Here is a 16,655-nt window from a genome sequence, read left to right on the forward strand (position 1 = left end):
GCGACCACACTCCATTGGGGGAAGGAATATGGCGGTACGCACAACGCTCGCTCGCGCCATCATCATCGCCCTGGCGGCCAGTTCCGGACGCGCCTGGGCCTCGCAGTTCGACTATTCCATCTATGTCACCGGCGAGCACAGCGACAATGCCGCGCTGACCACCAGTGACCCGATCAGCACCAACGTGCTTGCACCGGGCGTCACCTTTGCCTACAACCAGCAAGGTTCCGCGGTGCAGGCGAACGTGAATGGCAACGTGGAGTACCGCGACTACTCCAGCAGCGAGTTTGCCAACCAGACGCTGGCGCAGATCGCCGGCCAGTTGAACTGGTCGATGATCCCCCAGCGCCTGGACTTGATGGTGCAGGACGCCGCCGGCGTGGCACCGGTGAATTCGCTGGCGGCCAACGCGCCTGGCAACCAGCAGCAGACCAACGTGCTGGCCATCGGGCCGACCCTGCGTTTCAACGTGGGCGAGGGCATGACGGGCGATGCCGAGTTGCATTACATCAACAGCTACGCGTCCCGCGAGGACGAGTTCAACTCCTCGCGCGGCGACGCGGCGCTGCGCCTGTTCCGCGACATCAGCCCGACCGACCAGTTGTCCGGCAATGTCGAGTACGAGCATGTGGATTTCAGCAGCAGCACGGCGGGATCCAACTACGACGATTACTCGGCCTACGTGCGCTATACCAGTCGCCTGGCCAAGCTCACCCTGGATGCGGACCTGGGTTGGTCGAACGTGGACTTCACCCAGGGCGGCTCGTATTCCAGCCCGCTCGCCAGGGTCGTGCTGGGTTGGAGCCTGACTCCACGCAGCACCATTACCGTCAACGGGGCCTACCAGTACGCCGACGCCGCGCAGGACATGTTGCAGCCGACCACGGTCAGCGTGGCGGGTGAACTGGTGCCGCTGGAGCCGGTGACCCAGGCGATCGACCAGACGCGCGGCACCATCGGCGTCGGCAACATCGTGATCAGCTCCGACGTGTACAAGGAGCGCCTGCTGTCGGCCACCTACAGCTACCGCGACGAGGTGATGAACTTCTCGGTGGTGCCCTCGTACGACAAGCTCGACTACATCAACAGCACCACGCTCAACCAGGTGGGCAAGGGCCTGGGCCTCACGCTGGAGTACAAGATCAGCCCGACGGTCTCCGTTTCCGGCTTTGCCTCGGGCAGCCGCATCACCTACGACACCATCGATCGCCTCGACAAGGCGTACCGCTACGGCGTGGCGTTCAGCCACCAGTTCACCCAGCACTGGAGCTGGGGCGCCTCCTACGTGCGGCAGACGCAGAACAGCGACGCGGTGGGCCAGTCTTACCACGAAAACGAATACTTCCTGACCGTGACGTACAAGCGATGACACGCCACGAGAGCGAGCTTCCCTTCTTCTTCGGCAACGGTGGCGAGCTGTTTGGCATCTATCATCCCGCCGGCCGCAAGGCAGATCGCGCCGTGCTGCTGTGTGCGCCGCTTGGGCAGGACCACATACGCTGCCATCGCCTTTACCGCCAGCTGGCCACCACGCTGGCGGGCGAGGGCTTGCCGGTGCTGCGGTTCGACTATTACGGCTGTGGCGATTCCGCGGGCGCCAGCGGCGAGGTGGAGTGGGGCCGCTGCCTGCATGACGTGGTTAGCGCCGCGCAGGAGCTGCGGCGGCGCAGCGGCGTGCCCGACATCGTGGCGTTCGGTGCCCGGCTGGGTGGTCCCATTGCGCTTGCGGCGGCCCAGCCGGCGGGCTTTACCGATGTGCTCGCCTGGGATCCGGTGATCGATGGTGCCGCCTACGTCACCCGCCTCGACGAGATGCAGGAGGCGCTGCTGCAGGATACGCGGAGGTTCGTGCGGCCGCGCGGGCAGGGCGAGTCGCAGGGGCAGTGGCTAGGCTTCGAAGTGAACCCAACGCTGCGGCGCCAGATCGCCGAGCTGCGTCCGCCGTGGGGCATGCGGCCCTCCCTGGTGCTGGACACCCTCGGTGCGACAGCTCCGGACTGGCGGGAGTTGGGCATCGACGCGAGCCACGTCAGGGTGATCGAGCCGGCTACGCCATGGGATGACCTGGCCCGACTGGAGGCCGCGATCATTTCGCATCCGCTGTTGCAGGCCGTCAGTGCTCATGTGCACAGGGTACATGCATGAGCGAACAGGCCTTCCGCTTTGGACGTGCCCAGCACCTGGTCGGCATCGCGGGCCTGCCGGAGCAACCGCGCGATGCGGTGGGCGTGATCGTGCTCAACGCCGGCTTGGTGCACCACGTTGGGCCGTTCCGCCAGACCGTGGACATGACCCGTCGACTCAACACGCTCGGTTATCCGACGTTGCGCTTCGACCTGTCCACCATCGGGGACAGTGGTGCCAGCGGCGAATCGCAGACGCGCGTGCAACAGATCTGCGCCGACGTCGACGATGCCATGGTGTTGCTGGGCAAGCAGGCCGGCTGCCGGCGCTTCGTGTTGGTTGGCCTGTGCGCCGGTGCCGAGAAGGCGCACCAGGTGGCGCGCGACCGCACCAGTCACCACAAGCTGGGCGGCGCGGTATTCCTCGACGGTTTCGCCTACCGCACGCTGGGTTTCAAGCTGCGCCATTACCTGCCCAGGCTGTTCGACGCGCGCCGCTGGGGGCGTTGGCTGTCGCGCAAGCGGCGGGAAATCGCCGACGGCGACGCACCATCGTTCAGCGTGGCGCCGCTGCCTCAGGACGTGGTGAGCGAAGACTTCAGCAGCATGGTCGAGCGGGGCCTGAAGATCTGCATGATCTACACCGGCGGGATCAACATGTTCTTCAACCACCGGCGCCAGTTCCGCGAGTGCTTCGGGCCGGCGATGAACCACCCGGCCGTGTGCACTCGCTATTCCGAAGAGATCGACCACACCTACGTGCTGGTCGACGACCGCCGCCGTCTGATCGAGCAGGTCGAGACGTGGCTTTGCAGCAACTTCCCCATCACCCATGCAGGTGTTTTGCCATGAATGGAGTGCTCGTCACCGGCGGAGCCGGTTACATCGGAAGCCACGTCGTCCAGCAGCTGGCAGCGCGCGGAGAGCACGTGGTGGTGATCGACAACCTCTCCTCCGGCTATGCCGAGGCCGTCCACGGCGCGGAGCTGGTGGTCGGGAACGTGGGCGATCGCGAGCTGGTCGCACGAGTGCTGGCGCGCCATCGGGTGGATACGGTGCTGCACTTCGCGGCGCATACGGTGGTTCCGGAGTCGGTGAGCGACCCGGTGAAGTACTACGGCAACAATACGTGCAACACCTGCAACCTGCTGGCCAGCTGCGCGGAGGCGGGCGTCAGCCACTTCATCTTCTCGTCCACAGCGGCAGTGTATGGCCTGACCGATGCCGGCATCGCGGACGAGGACACGCCGACACGGCCGTTCAATCCCTACGGGATGTCCAAACTGATGTCGGAGAGCATCTTGCGCGACCTCAGTGCCGCCAGCCCGCTGCGCCACGTGATCCTGCGCTACTTCAACGTGGCGGGCTGCGATCCACAGGGGCGTATCGGCCACTCGGCGCCCCATGCGACGCTTTTGATCAAGGCGGCCTGCGAGCACGCGGCAGGCAAGAGCGAAAGCATCTGCATCTATGGCACCGACTATGACACGCCGGACGGCACGGGCATTCGCGATTACATCCACGTCGAAGACCTCGCGGCCGCCCACCTGCGCGCACTTGACCATTTGCGGCGCGGCGGCGCGTCGCTGACGCTCAACTGCGGCTACGGGCACGGCTACAGCGTGCGCGAAGTGATCGATGCGGTCACCCGTATAAGCGGGCGCCGGCTCAACGTGATCGAGCGCCCGCGCCGTGCCGGCGACCTGCCCATGCTGATCGCGCGCTGCGCCCGGCTGCAGCAGGAGCTGGACTGGCACCCCCAGTACGACGACCTCGACTTCATCGTGGGCACCGCCTTCCGCTGGGAGCAGAAGATGGCGCAGCGGGTGGAACATGTCAGCTAGCTTGCCCGTGCGTCGCCACGGGCTGCTGGCGATGCTGGTATGGATGCTGCTCGCCTTCGCTACCCCGGGGATGGCAGGTTCGCACAAGAATGCCAAGTCGCCGACGAACGGCAATAGCGCGAATGCACCGGCCACGGCGGCGCATTCCGAGCTGTTGCCCGACCAGCGCATCGTGCTTCATCGCAACGCGGGCACCAATCCGGCCGTGCTGGCCTCGGTCGGCATTCCCTTGCCGCCGGGGCGCCTGACCGACCCGCAGCAGCTGCGCATCCTCGACGCCAGGGGCAACGAGGTGCCGGCGGCCGTGCAGGTCATGCTGCGCTGGCATTTCAAGGACAACAGCATTCGCGCGGTGCGCGTGCAGTTCCATGCCACGCTCTCCGGCAGCGACGATACCTACTATTTCGCGCTGGGTACGCCGCGCAAGGAAGAGATCGCCGGCTGGCCCTATGACGCCGGCCTGGTCGACGGACCGCAGGGCCTGCACGTGCCGGCGGTGCTGGGCACGCTGACGCCGGAATGGCTGTGCGCCTCGCTGATTGCCGGGCCGCAGCAGCCGGCAGGACCGAACGAGGCCTACGCCAAGTACGTGTCGCGCCAGTTCGAATGGGCCAGCAAACTGCCGGTGGACGATTTCTCCGCGTGGCTGTTCGATCGTCCCTCCACGCTGTACAAGGCCTATGTGCGCACCGGCCGCTTCGACTACCTGCAGGCGGCCGACCTCAGCTACCGCTTCTACATGAAGTACATCAAGCGCGATGGCCTGCCGGAGAGTCCCTCCTGCGCCGGCGGCTGGACCTTCAACGACAAGGTCTGCGACGTGAAGTACGTCTACATCGAGCCCATCCTGCTGTCAGTGGCGCTGACCGGAAACGATGGCGACCATGACGCCGATACCGTAGGCAAGATGACCACGTTGTGGGCCAATGGAGGCTGGAACAACCGGCCTGGGCCCTATACGCGACCCGATGAATACTTCACCGAGCGCCTGGCCGGCCTGGGCCTGATCGAGACCGTGGCCGCCTACGAGCTCACCGGCAGCAAGCGCGACCTGGCGATGGTCAACGAGCGCATTGGCTGGCTCTACGACCACCAGCGCAACAATCCCGATCACCTCGGTGACGACGGATCGTGGCGCAACAGCTGGAACATCCACGAGGGCGACGACTGGCAACCGAAGACCGACGTGCGCGGGTCGTCGCCGTGGATGAGCGAGAACATCATCGACGGCCTCTGGCACGCCTGGCTGGTGACCGGCGACAAGCGCATTCCCGAGATGATCACCGGCTTCGGCCGCTACCTGGAGCGTTACGGCTGGATCAGCCAGGACCTGCTGGTGCACCCGCATGACTGGCGCAACGGCTGCTCGGGAGCGGGCGGCGTGATCGCGTGGTACTGGTCTTCGGCGCATGCACCGCTGGAGGCGGTGGAGGCGATCCAGAACTCCGACGGCTGGTACAGCGATGGGCACAATGTCGAGCTGGCGCTGCCGGTGGCGGCGGCGTACTACTTCGAAAGCGATCCGGCGCAAAGCGCGGCCTACAAGCGCCGGCTCGACCAGCTGGCGTCGTCGTACAACACGTCGTGTGCGGCCATCGACGACACCAAGCGCCGCTTCAACTGGAACAACCGGGGCAGTGGCGTGGTGCAGTGGCTGATCCGCCAGCCGGCCGGTTCGGGCGCGTCGCAGGTCGCGCAGGGCGGGGCACCATGACGGCCACGCGCCCAGGCAACCGTCGGCTGGACGTGTTGCGCAGCGTTACCATCGTCTCGGTGTCCAGCTACATCGAGTTTGCGCTGGGCCTGTTCGTCAGCGTGTGGATCGCGCGGGCGCTGGGTCCGGCCGACTTCGGCCGCTATGCCTTCACGGTGTGGCTGTGCGGCTGGCTGATCGTGTGCAGCAACCACGCGCTCACCACCTCGTCCACCAAGTTCATTGCCGAGGCCGATGGCAGTGGCGCGACCGACGTGGCCTCGCACATCGCCTACCGGCTCAATCGCATCCAGCACGTCAGCACGGCGATCGTGCTGGGATTGTTCCTGCTGGTGTTGCTGATCATCAGGCCGGTGGAGTGGCACGATGCACTGCTGCCTGCCACGGCGCTGGTGCTGATCGCCACCGGCAGCAAGGCGAACTACGCCATGTGGGTGGCCATCGCCAAGGGGCAGGAGCGCTTCGAGACGGAGGCCATCGCCACCGTGGCCGCCGGCCTCATCGGCGTTGCGCTGGTGATCGCCGCCACCCTCGCCAAGGCGGGGCTGCTGGCCTTCGTGGGCATCTTCACGATCTCTTGCCTGCTGCTCAACCTGATCAACCGCCTGGCCTATCGCCACTATTGCCAGCCGTTCACCGACGGGCCCATACCGCCGGAACTGCAGGCGCGGCTCAACCGGCACCTGCGGCTTACCGCGGTGCTGATCATCGTGATGTCGTTCAAGTCCGGCACCATCGAGGTGTTCCTGCTCAATACCTACGCCACGTCGGCGGCGGTCGGTTATTTCGCGATTGCCGGCACGCTGACACGCGGCGCAGTGCAGCTGTTCTCGGTGGGGCTCACCACCACGCTGCTGCCCTACATGGCCAAGTCGTATGGCGAGCGTGGCCACGACCACGCGGTGCGTTTTCTCGGCGAGGCCACGCGCTTCTATTGGGCGGTGGGCCTGGCCATCGCGGGGTTGGGGCTGGTGACCACCCCGGATATCGTGACCCTGATGTACGGCCATCGCTATGCCGACGCGATACCCGCGATCGAGGCCATGCTGGTGCTGGCCGGCCTGTTGCTGATCGGCAATGGCATCGCGGCCTACCAGACGGTAGTGGACCGCCAGGACGACCGCATCCGCATCACGGTCGTCGCACTGGTTGTCAACGCGTTGGCCGGCGTGCTGCTGGTGCCGTGGCTGGGCCTGCTCGGCGCGGTGCTGGCCTATGCCATCACACGGCTGACCGAGCTGGCGCTGGCGATCTACTACCTGCGTCGCGCCACCACCGGTGGCCTGCCGCTGGCGGCCATGGCACGCCTGTTCGGTGTCGGTGCCGTGGCCACGGCGGTGGCATGGATGGTGATGAGCGCCGTGCCCAGCCTGTGGGGTTTCCTGGCCGGTGCAGCGGTGTTCGTGGGCATCTACCTGCCGGCGAGCGCGCTGGTGCGTTATTGGGGCGAGGACGATTACCGCCTGCTGGCCACCATCGCCAATCGCTTCGGCGCGCCGGGTCGCATGCTGGTGCGTGGCCTGAACAGCCTGCAGGGCGCACGCGCGGATACGTTGCCGTGATGCCGCCGCCACGCCAGCCGGCATCGTGCGCCATCGTGCGCAGCGAGCCCGAGGTTCGCGCGCTGCGTGATGCGCTGGCGCGCGTGGCCGAGCGGGCCGGGGCGGCCTCCGGCATCGTGCAGCACCCGGACTGGCTGCTATACGAACTGGAATGGCGCGGGGACATCATGTCGCCGTACCTGGTGGTGGCCCGCGACGGGCAGGGCGAGCTGATCGGCTATGCGCCGATGCTGGCGTATCGGCACCACGCGCGCGTTCCCCTCGGCGGACACCACCTGCCGATCTACCACGGGCCGGTGGTGCGCCTGCTGGGCGAGGGCGTGGTGGCCGCTCCGCGCCACCGCGAGGCGGTCGAGCGTGGCGTGGCCGATGCACTGCAGGGCGACCGCCAGCAGCGCGTCATCCGCATCCAGGAGACCACTTTGCCCAATGCACTGGCCGGAGCGCTGGCCCGCGGCGCGGGCGGTTTCCACTCCGTATCGGCCAACATGCTGGAGCAGCGCAACTGGAGCATCGCGCCCGCGGCCTCGCTGGCCGACTACCTGGGCGCGCTGGGTTCCAAGAAGCGCAACGACCTGGCTCGGCGACTGCGCAATGTCTACAAGAAACTCGGCGAGGACGCCCACCTGCGCGTGTTCGACATGCCGGACGCCATGCAGGAATACACCACGCTGATGAATCCGCTCTACGCGCGCAGCTGGCACGCCGTGGACATGCCAACCGACTGGACTGCGCCCGCGCGCCTGGCGCTGTTCCGGCGGCTGGCGGCGGAGGGCCGGGTGATTGGGCACCTGTTGATGCAGGGCGAGCGCCCGGTGGCCTATGTGCACGGGTATCGCATGGCCGGGCGCTACCTGCTCGACGACACCGGCTATGACGAAGCCTTCGCCGCGCTGGGCGTTGGCTCGTCGCTGGTGTTCCAGGTGGTGCAGGACCTGCTCGAGCGCTTTCCTGGCGAAACCATCGACTTCGGTTACGGCGACAACCAGTACAAGCGCGTGCTGGCCAACCAGCAGGCCACGTGTGGTTCGCTATACCTGGTGCGTGGCCTCGTGCCGCGCGCGCGTTTCGGGGTGATCGGGCCGGTGCGGCAGGTCTACCGCTGGATGCATCGCAAGGTGCGCAGCGAGCAGGCCTCGGGAAACGGCTGAGCGGCTCAGCTATCGCCCAGCCAGCGGCGGCGCAGACGCTGGTAGACCGGACGGGTCCAGCGCTTCAACGGCTTCTTGAGATTCCACGCCAGCCATTGCCGCTCCCGCTGTGAGCCGATGCCGCGGGCCAGCGCCACCGCCATGTCGGGACTGCTGTCGTGCCACAGCGCGTAGCGCCCCAGGATCTGGCAGCCATCGACCACATGCGCGCGGGCCGTCGGCTCGGAAGTGAACAGGTACTGGTAGCCGGTCTCGGCGACGATGCGGGCGACGCGCTCGGTATAGAAGCCGCCGGGCACCGAGGCCGCGATCACCGGCGTGCCAAGCAGTTGCTGCAGGCGATCGCGGCTCTCCTTCCACTGCGCCAGCAGTGCTGCGTCGTTGAGCGCGGAGATGTCGGATGGGTGGGTGTGCGAATGGCTGCCCACCACGTGGCCCAGCCGTTGCAGGGCCAGCAGGTCGTCCGGCTCGACGAAGCCATGCGTGCCGATGCGATGGGTGGTGATGAAGAAATGACCGGTCATGCCACGCGCCGCCAGCGCCTCGCCGATGTAGGGTGCACTGGCGCCGCCGTCGTCGAAGGTGAGCAGGCAGCTGCGCGACACTGGATCGCGCAATGCAGTGACGTCGGGAAAATGCAGGCGACTGCGGGCAAGCTGTTCCAGGTGCTGCGCGAACAGGTCGAGCGTCATCTTGTAGTGCGCGGCGGCTGGGCCGGGAAAACCGCTGTCGTCGGGCTGCCCCGGCACGATCACGTCGTGGTACATCAGCGACGGCAGGCTCATCGCGCACCGGCCCTGGCCGCCTCGCGCTGCCAGCGCAGGTAGCGGGTGAACCAGGGTTGGCCCCACGCGCCGCTTTGGCGGTGGCGCGTGTCGATCACCGGCGCGGTGCCCTGGGCGATTTCCTGCAAGCGCAGGGCGAGCCGGTCGAGGTTCTCCAGCACCACGCGGTACTGGATCACCACGTGCGATTCGCTGCGCTCATCGAACGCATAGCTGTAGTAGCCGTACACCGGACCGGTATCCACCCCGGCGTCCACCTTGAGCAGGGTCATGCCGACGCGCTCCAGGTCGCGCTGGGACAAGGCCCAGAAGCAACCGTGCGCATTGCGGTACTCCGGGCAGATACCCGGGTGCAGCACGAAGCAGCCAATGCGCGGCAGCGCGATGAGGCGTTTCTTCAGCAGCTGCTTGCAGCGCGCCAGCACGATGTCGGGGGCCGTGCGGCGCAGGAAGTCGGCCACGGCGGGGTCGTTCACATCCGACACCACCAGCTGCTTGGCCGCCGCGACGCGGCCGTAGCGCGCCTGCATGCTGGCGAGTGCCGCGGTGGCGAAGGCGTGGTCCCGGCCCGCCAGCGCAAGGCGCTGGTACACGCGCATGGCCAGCACGTCCAGAAAGCGCAACCAGCCCACCCGGTGGATCTCGCGGCGCACGCGCGCGCGCTTTTGCGCCGCGGTTTCCTCCAGTACCACGATGCCGGCCAGTTCGGTGAACGACGCCAGCCACGCGGCGAGGCCGACGCGGTCGAAGTCGTCACCGGCATGGCAGATCAGCACGGTGCGCATGCGGCGCTCCTGGCGGCAGCGGTGGCCAGCGGGGGCGGCGGCAGCAGGTAGTCGCGCCAATGGTTGGGGTTGCCGCGCTTGCCGGCCTCGGCGGCCTTGACGATGTTGTACAGCTCACGGGAGGTCACGTAGTGCAGTACGTAGCGCTGGCCGTCGTTGTAGCGGCGCTCCAGGTACTCGTGCATGACGTGCATGGGCTCGCCGAGCAGCGTGTCCATGTCGCGCTCCTGCGTGCCGTGCGTGTGGATCTTCACGAAGATCCAGTCCGGGCGGCCTTCGACTTGCACGGCGGTGCGTATCCACGCATCGACACGGTGCGCATGCGGTGGGCAGGAGACGCGCACGTCGGCATTCTCGATGCGCGGTATCAGCCCATGGCGGCGGTCATGCCAGTTCAGGCCCAGCGGACCCTGCACGATCATCAGGTCGCCGCTGGGGCTGCCGCCCACGCGCACCGGCACGCCGCGGTCGTGCGACTTGGGCCGCAGCGGGTCGTCGGTGGCGTAGTAGATGGTGTTGATGATGTGCGTCTGTGTGTCGCTGGGCGCCGAGGGCAGGGTGAAATCGGCGTAGCAGCCCAGCTCGCGCAGCAGCACCAGCTCGTTGTTGAGCCCGCACCAGCGGCCGTCGGCGCGGGAGTTGTCCAGGCACCAGTTGCCGTGGATGAAGCCGAAGCGCAGCTCACCGCTGTCCGGGTCGCGCGAGAGGGCGCCGTGCCTGGCGTGCAGGAGTTCGTTGAAGCGCTGGATGGTGGCGCGGAAGTTCGCCTCGGTGTCGTTGTCGTGGTGCAGGTGGATCTCGATCTCGCCGAAGCCGTCGGCACATAGCGAGGCGAGCTTGTCCAGGTGTTCCTCCAGGTATTCCTCTTCCGGATAGAAGAAGGTGTGCTGGGGCGGGCGTCCGTCGGCGTCGCGATGCGCGCCGGCCAGCAAGCGGTAGTCGTGGCACCAGCGGTCCACGCGGGTACGCTGGGTTTCCAGGTCCACGCGACCCCAGGCCGGCTCGAAGTGGTCGACGAAACAGAACATCACATGGATCGGGCCCTGTTCCGGCCGGGCTATGCGCCGGCGCAGGTAGCTGCCCAGCCACAGGTGCATGTTGCGCGAGCGGATCACCCGCCTGAGCACGAGGCCGGCACCCGCCAGCAGGAGCAGGACGATCAGCGCGGCGACCATTACACGCCCTCCGGCAGGGGCAGCAGCGACAGCAGCTGTTCGGCATTGTTGCGCCACTGGCGTTCGCGCACCACGTATTCGCGCGCGGCATGGCCGATGCGGTCACGCTCGTCATGCCGCGCGGCAAGGTCGAGCACGCGCTGCACGCAGGCATCGAGTTCGCCGCGCGGGAACAGCCAGCCGGTCTGACCGTCGCGGATCACCTCGGCGACCGGCGCATAGTCGGGGGCCACCACGGCCACGCCCATCGCCATCAGTTCGAACAGTTTCATGGGTGAGCCGTAGAGGTTGGAGTCCGGCAGCACCGCGTAATCCATGCAGGCGATCCAGGCCGCCACGTCGTCGTGCGGCACGCGTCCGGGCAGGATCACGCGGTTGGCAAGGCCGCGGGCCTCCACCAGCGCGCGCACGGCCGGCAGGGTGCGCCCGTCGCCGACCAGCACCAGCACCAGGCCGGGCTGTTCGCGCAGGCGTTCGGCGATCGCCTCGACGAAGCCGTCCACGCCGTGCCAGCGCGCGAACACGCCGATGTGGCCGCACACCACCTGACCGTGCAGGCCGCGCTCGCCGCGCAGGCGCTCGCGGTCGAAGCGGCGCGGATTGAAACGGCCGAGGTCGGCGGCATTCGGCGAGATCACCGACGGCGCAATGTCACCATAGGCCTGTTCCGCCTGGGCGCGGAAATAGCTGGAGATGAACACCAGCCCGGTACTGCGGCGCAGGCACCAGCCTTCGATGCGGCGCGCCAGCCCCTTGAGCTTGAGCGGGCGCACGCGATGCACCAGCGCCGAGTCGTTGATCTCCAGCACCACCGGGATGTCATGGCGCTGCGCCAGCCACACCGTCATGAACAGGAATAGCGAGTAGCGCTCGTAGATCAGCTGCGGGCGCTGCTCGCGGATGGCGCGGCGCAGGCGCACCAGGGTGACCAGGTTGTAGCCCAGTTCCAGCAGCTCGAACAGCACGCCCGGCATGCGCGCCACCAGGCCGGCCAGCCGGCCCGTGCCGGCACCCGCCTTCGGGGCAAATTCGTGCTCGGGGTCGGCGCCGGGGAAGGACAGGATGGTGACGTCGTGGCCGAGGTCGCGCAGCGCATGCACGATGCCGCGGATATGCACGCCCTCCACGTGACGACCCTGCGTGCGGTGGTGGTAGAGGATCCTCATGCAGCATTCCCTGGCAGTGCGTGGAACCGCTGGCCCTGCGCCAGCCACTCGGGCAGCAGCACGGCGAGCGCATCGGTGGCACGGTCGCTGTCGTCGTGCATCAGCACGATGTCGCCCGCCTTGGGTGGCGCGGCGCGCAGGCGCGCGACCAGCTCCCCATGGCTGGGTTTCTGGTAGTCCATGCTGTCGTAGGACCAGTACACGATGTTGCGCCTGTGGCGCGCGCAGTACAGCAGCAGGCGCGTGTCCAGGTAGCCCTGTGGCGTACGCAGCCGGTGTTGCGGCTGCTGGTCGAAGCTGCGCAGCAACTGGTCGGTACGCTGGAACTCCTCCACCTGCTTGCGCAGCGGCATCGGCTTGAACGACCAGTGGCTCCACGAGTGGTTGGCGATCAGGTGGCCCTCGGCCACCATGCGTTCCACCAGTGCCGGATGCTGCTCGACGCGGTGACCGACCAGGAAAAAGCTGGCGTTCACGCCATGCCTGGCCAGCAGGTCGAGCAGGCGCGGGGTGTAGTCGGGGTCGGGGCCGTCGTCGAAGGTGAGATAGCGGGTGCCGCCGAGGGCAGAGCCACGGGTCTGCACCAGCGCATCGGGGAGCCAGCGCAACAGTTGCTGTTTCTTCGGCCGCATGTTCATGCCGCGGCCCTGGCTGCGGCTGGCGCCCCGGCCACCGCCTCGCACAGGATGCCGGCGAGGCGGTTCACGTTGTCCTCCCAGCGGAAGGCGGATGCCTGCCGTGCGATCGCATCGCTGTCCCATGCGCGCTGCAGCACCTCGTTCAGCGCGGCCGACAACGCGGCGCAGTCACGCACCGGCACCAGCAGGCCGGCGAGCGCGGGCAGCACCTCCGGAATGCCGCCCACGCGCGTGGCCACCACCGGCGTGCCGCAGGACATCGCCTCCAGCACGACGTTGGGTACGCCCTCGTTGTGGCTGGGCAGGCACAGCAGGCTGGCCGCGCGGAACCAGTCGCCCAGCGCCTCGTGCGGCGCGGCGCCGGCCAACTGCAGCTGGCCGATGCAGCCAAGCGCCGTGGCGCGATCGAGCAGCGCCTGCCGGCACGGGCCGCTGCCGACGTAGACGAGCCTGGCATCGGGATGCGCCGCCAGCACCGCAGGGAAGGCTTCGAGCAGATCCAGGCAGCCCTTGCTGTCCTTGAGATTGCCCACGTACAGCAACACGGGCGCCTCTGCGGGCAGGCCAAGGCGCTGGCGTGCGTCCTGGCGCGGGCCGGGCGAGAACAGCGCGGGATCCACGCCGTTGTAGAGCACATGCACCTGTCCGGTCGGTGCACCGAGTGCGGCGGCCTTGCCGGCCAGCGCCTGGCTCACCGCGACCACCGCAGCGGCGCCGCGCAGTGCGCTACGGATCTGTACGCGGCGCAGCACGTGATTGGCCTGCACGTTGAGGTCGCTGCCGTGCACCTTCACCACGTAGGGTACGCCCAGGCGCCGAGCCAGCCATCCGGCGGCCACGGCATCGGGATAGGCCCAGCTGGCGAGCACGCAGTCGTAGTTGGCGGCGCGCAGCTGGCGCCGGCGTTGCGCGAGCAAGGACAGCAGCCAGCACAGCGCATGCAGGGGGCGTCCGATGCGCGGCAGGTAGTAGAACGTGAAGTGATCGGTGCGCAGGTTGTCCGCCGTCACCTCAGCCTTCGCAGCGCCCATGCGTTCGCGAAAATCCACGGCGGTGAGCACGTCCACGTCGTGGTGCTGTCCCAGCCGCTCGAACTGCTGGCGATTGAACGCGCCACGCAGCGGATCCCACGGAGTGGGAAACAGGTTGGTGAGAACCAGCACGCGCAATCGCATCGCTCAGCGCCTCGTTTCCTGGTAAAGCCTTGCATAGCGGCCGGCCATCATTTCCAGCGAGCCGTAGCGTTCCACCCATTCGCGTGCCGCCAGCCCGCAGGCGTTGGCTTTCTGCGGCGCCTGCAGGAAGGCGAGCATGGCGTCGGCCAGCGCGCGCGGGTTGCCGGCGGGCACCAGCCGGCCGGTGTAGCCGTCGTGCACGATCTCGCGGTTCCCGCCCACGTCGGTGGCCACGATCGGCAGGGCGGCGGCGCAGGCTTCCAGCAGCGCCATCGAATAGCCCTCGCTCACCGATGACAGCACGAACAGGTCCAGTCCGCGCAGCAGTTCATGCACGTCGTTGCGGTCGCCGAGGAAGTGCACCCGGCGTTGCAGGCCTTCCTCGCGCACGGCCTGTTCAAGCTCGGCGCGCAATTCGCCATCGCCGATCAGAACCAGCGAGGCCTCCGGGCGCAGCGCATGGATATGCCCGAAGGCGCGGATCAGGCCGAGCTGGTCCTTGGCCCAGTTGAAGCGGCCCACGTTGCCGATCAGGGTGCTGTGCGCGGGCAGCTGCAGCGCATCGAGCAGGCGCACGCGCATGTCCGGCGAGGCTGGCGCGAACATTTCGACCTGGATGCCGTTGGGCACCACCTCGGCCTTCATGCTGGGTACGATGCCGCGGGCCACCGCGTCGCGACGCGCGGCCTCGCACACCGTGACCACCGCGTCGGTGCGCGACAGCGCGCGGCGGTACAGCCACTCGCGGCGCACGGTACGCGCGTTCATACCCATGCCGTGGCGGGTGTTCACGATGCGGCGCACGCCGAGCCCGCAGCTGGCGATCACCGCCTGGTAATGGGCCACGGCGTTGTGGGTATGCAGTACCTCGGTGTCGTGGCGGCTGATCATGCGGCGGGCCTGCGCCAGCGCGCGCAGGTCCAGCCCCTGCCGCTTGTGGCAGCCGGACACGGGTATGCCCAGCGCGTCCAGCTCGTGCGCCAGCGTGCCCGGTTCGAACAGGCACACCACCTGGCAGTGATGGCCCTGCCGGTGCTGGATCTTCACCAGCTCCAGCACCATGCGTTCCAGGCCGCCGCGGTTGAGGTTTTCGACCACGTGGGTGATGTTCACGGACTCAGTTCCGAAATGGTGAGCCGCGTCTTGCCGCTGCGGGTGAGCGGGATGGTGTCCACGAACTCGCAATGGAGCTCGATGCTGTCGCCGAGCACCTTGCGGATCTCGTGCTGGATCATCGCCAGCGAGTCGTCGGTGAACGCCTTGCCCCGCACCAGGCGCACGTCGAGCCGGTCGAGCTGGCGCTGCACGATCTGGTACTGGTTCACGCCCGGCACCTCCTTGAGCAGGAACGGGAAGAACATGCCCGGCAGGATGCGTCCGTCCGGCGTGCGTATGGCGTCGAGCATGCGTCCCTCGACCTGGGTGATCAGCGGCAATCCGCGCCCGCACGAACAGCGCTCCGGCGAGGCTGTGATCAGGTCGCCGGTGGCATAGCGGATGAACGGCATGCCGTAGTTGAAAAGGTCGGTGACCACCGCCTCCCCGGTGAGCGGATCGAGCTGCGCGCCTGGCGGCGCGATGCGTTCCACCACCAGGTGGTCGATGTTCACATGCATGCCGCGGTGTTGGTCGCATTCGCCAGCCACCATCATGAACTCGCGGCAGCCGTAGGTGTTATAGGCCGGACAGCCGTAGGCCTCTTCGACGATTTTGCGCTGGAACTCGTGCATGGCCTCGCCGTTGACGATGAACGCCTTGGGTGCATGCACGCGCCGGCCCTGTTCCAGCAGCCACTGCGCCAGCCGCAGCAGGGGGCTGAAATAGCCGAGCAGCACCTCGGGCTTGTAGCGGTCGATCAGGTCGGCGTACTCGCCCAGGTTCGTATCGGTCATATGGAAACTGTTGACCAGCCGTCGCCCGAACGCGGCATGGAACAGCTGGTCCTTCCAGCGGCGCATGCGCGGCGGGTTGCCCAGCCCTCCGCCCCACAGCACCAGGCTGCGACGGCCCGGAGGGGCCCCGGCCCAGTTGTACCCCCGGAACATCACGGCGGTGCGGCGGTCGTTGCTCTCGCGGGTGTAGCCGAAGCGCAACGGTTCGCCGGTGGAGCCGCTGGTGTTCTTGTAGAGCATGCGGTCGCGCCACGACAGCGCCTTGAGGTCCTCGGCGTGGCTGCGGATATCCGCCTTGGTGAGCGTGGGCAGGCGTGCGTAGTCGTCCAGGCTACGGATGTCGTCCGGGGTGATGCCCAGCCCGCGCCATTGCTTCTGGTAGTAGGGCACGTCGCGGTAGCAGTGCTCGAGCAGGCGTTTGAGCCGCGTCCACTGCAGCTCGGCCAGCTGCTCCGGGGAGAGCCACTGGCTGCGCTCGTATTCGTCCAGGTAGGCGAGCGTGCCCCGGCGGCGCAGGCCGGATTCGTAGGCGGGATACAGCACCCGCCGGAACGCCGTTTCGTACAAGCTGCTCATGGTGCGTACCCCCTGTCATGGACCGGCGGCATCGCCGGTGCGGGCGCGAGGCGCCCGTGGTTCATCGCA

The 16,655-nt window shown here is 67.7% G+C and carries 15 protein-coding genes; 7 read left to right on the top strand and 8 right to left on the bottom strand.

Annotated elements, in window-relative coordinates; all coding sequences use genetic code 11:
• Positions 1-28: 28 nt before the first annotated feature.
• From DVU99_RS02015 to DVU99_RS02045, 7 genes are read left to right on the top strand one after another with little or no spacing between them, the layout of a single operon-like run.
• Positions 29-1,369: an outer membrane beta-barrel protein gene (locus DVU99_RS02015; protein ID WP_114238524.1), complete on the top strand. Its 1,341-nt coding sequence runs from the start codon at positions 29-31 to the stop codon at positions 1,367-1,369.
• Positions 1,366-2,145 (top strand): alpha/beta hydrolase, encoded by a 780-nt coding sequence (locus tag DVU99_RS02020; RefSeq protein WP_114238525.1) that lies wholly within the window; start codon positions 1,366-1,368, stop codon positions 2,143-2,145. Before DVU99_RS02015 ends, DVU99_RS02020 begins: the two co-directional genes overlap by 4 nt.
• Entirely contained in the window at positions 2,142-2,975 is an 834-nt protein-coding gene (locus DVU99_RS19645; RefSeq protein ID WP_157971322.1) for an alpha/beta hydrolase, read from the top strand. Before DVU99_RS02020 ends, DVU99_RS19645 begins: the two co-directional genes overlap by 4 nt.
• The gene (gene galE, locus DVU99_RS02030; protein WP_114238605.1) at positions 2,972-3,967 is read left to right on the top strand and encodes a UDP-glucose 4-epimerase GalE; all 996 of its coding nucleotides are present in this window, start codon (positions 2,972-2,974) and stop codon (positions 3,965-3,967) included. The genes DVU99_RS19645 and galE overlap by 4 nt, the downstream gene beginning before the upstream one ends.
• On the top strand, positions 3,957-5,681 hold the full coding sequence (locus tag DVU99_RS02035; protein ID WP_157971323.1) for a hypothetical protein: 1,725 nt from the start codon (positions 3,957-3,959) through the stop codon (positions 5,679-5,681). The genes galE and DVU99_RS02035 overlap by 11 nt, the downstream gene beginning before the upstream one ends.
• A complete protein-coding gene (locus tag DVU99_RS02040) occupies positions 5,678-7,243 on the top strand; it encodes an oligosaccharide flippase family protein (protein ID WP_114238528.1) in 1,566 nt (521 codons plus the stop codon). Before DVU99_RS02035 ends, DVU99_RS02040 begins: the two co-directional genes overlap by 4 nt.
• Positions 7,243-8,394, top strand: coding sequence for a GNAT family N-acetyltransferase (locus DVU99_RS02045; RefSeq protein ID WP_232823417.1), 1,152 nt, complete (start codon positions 7,243-7,245; stop codon positions 8,392-8,394). The genes DVU99_RS02040 and DVU99_RS02045 overlap by 1 nt, the downstream gene beginning before the upstream one ends.
• Before the next feature lie 5 nt (positions 8,395-8,399).
• Here the strand turns inward: DVU99_RS02045 and DVU99_RS02050 are convergent, their stop codons facing one another.
• The 8 genes from DVU99_RS02050 to DVU99_RS02085 are packed head-to-tail and all read right to left on the bottom strand — an operon-like array spanning position 8,400 to position 16,586.
• Positions 8,400-9,179: a polysaccharide deacetylase family protein gene (locus tag DVU99_RS02050; protein ID WP_114238530.1), complete on the bottom strand. Its 780-nt coding sequence runs from the start codon at positions 9,177-9,179 to the stop codon at positions 8,400-8,402.
• A complete protein-coding gene (locus DVU99_RS02055) occupies positions 9,176-9,964 on the bottom strand; it encodes a formyltransferase family protein (RefSeq protein ID WP_114238531.1) in 789 nt (262 codons plus the stop codon). Before DVU99_RS02055 ends, DVU99_RS02050 begins: the two co-directional genes overlap by 4 nt.
• Complete coding sequence (locus DVU99_RS02060) at positions 9,949-11,139, bottom strand: hypothetical protein (RefSeq protein WP_114238532.1); 1,191 nt, start codon at positions 11,137-11,139, stop codon at positions 9,949-9,951. Before DVU99_RS02060 ends, DVU99_RS02055 begins: the two co-directional genes overlap by 16 nt.
• Positions 11,139-12,305: a glycosyltransferase family 4 protein gene (locus tag DVU99_RS02065; protein ID WP_114238533.1), complete on the bottom strand. Its 1,167-nt coding sequence runs from the start codon at positions 12,303-12,305 to the stop codon at positions 11,139-11,141. Before DVU99_RS02065 ends, DVU99_RS02060 begins: the two co-directional genes overlap by 1 nt.
• Positions 12,302-12,943, bottom strand: coding sequence for a polysaccharide deacetylase family protein (locus tag DVU99_RS02070; protein ID WP_114238606.1), 642 nt, complete (start codon positions 12,941-12,943; stop codon positions 12,302-12,304). Before DVU99_RS02070 ends, DVU99_RS02065 begins: the two co-directional genes overlap by 4 nt.
• Positions 12,940-14,118 (bottom strand): glycosyltransferase, encoded by a 1,179-nt coding sequence (locus DVU99_RS02075; RefSeq protein ID WP_114238534.1) that lies wholly within the window; start codon positions 14,116-14,118, stop codon positions 12,940-12,942. The genes DVU99_RS02070 and DVU99_RS02075 overlap by 4 nt, the downstream gene beginning before the upstream one ends.
• Before the next feature lie 3 nt (positions 14,119-14,121).
• Positions 14,122-15,231, bottom strand: a complete 1,110-nt coding sequence (pelF, locus tag DVU99_RS02080) for a GT4 family glycosyltransferase PelF (RefSeq protein WP_114238535.1) — start codon at positions 15,229-15,231, stop codon at positions 14,122-14,124.
• A complete protein-coding gene (locus DVU99_RS02085) occupies positions 15,228-16,586 on the bottom strand; it encodes a phenylacetate--CoA ligase family protein (protein WP_114238536.1) in 1,359 nt (452 codons plus the stop codon). The genes pelF and DVU99_RS02085 overlap by 4 nt, the downstream gene beginning before the upstream one ends.
• Between the last annotated feature and the right edge of the window lie 69 nt (positions 16,587-16,655).

Source organism: Dyella sp. C9 (genome assembly GCF_003332825.1).
Classification (GTDB): domain Bacteria; phylum Pseudomonadota; class Gammaproteobacteria; order Xanthomonadales; family Rhodanobacteraceae; genus Dyella.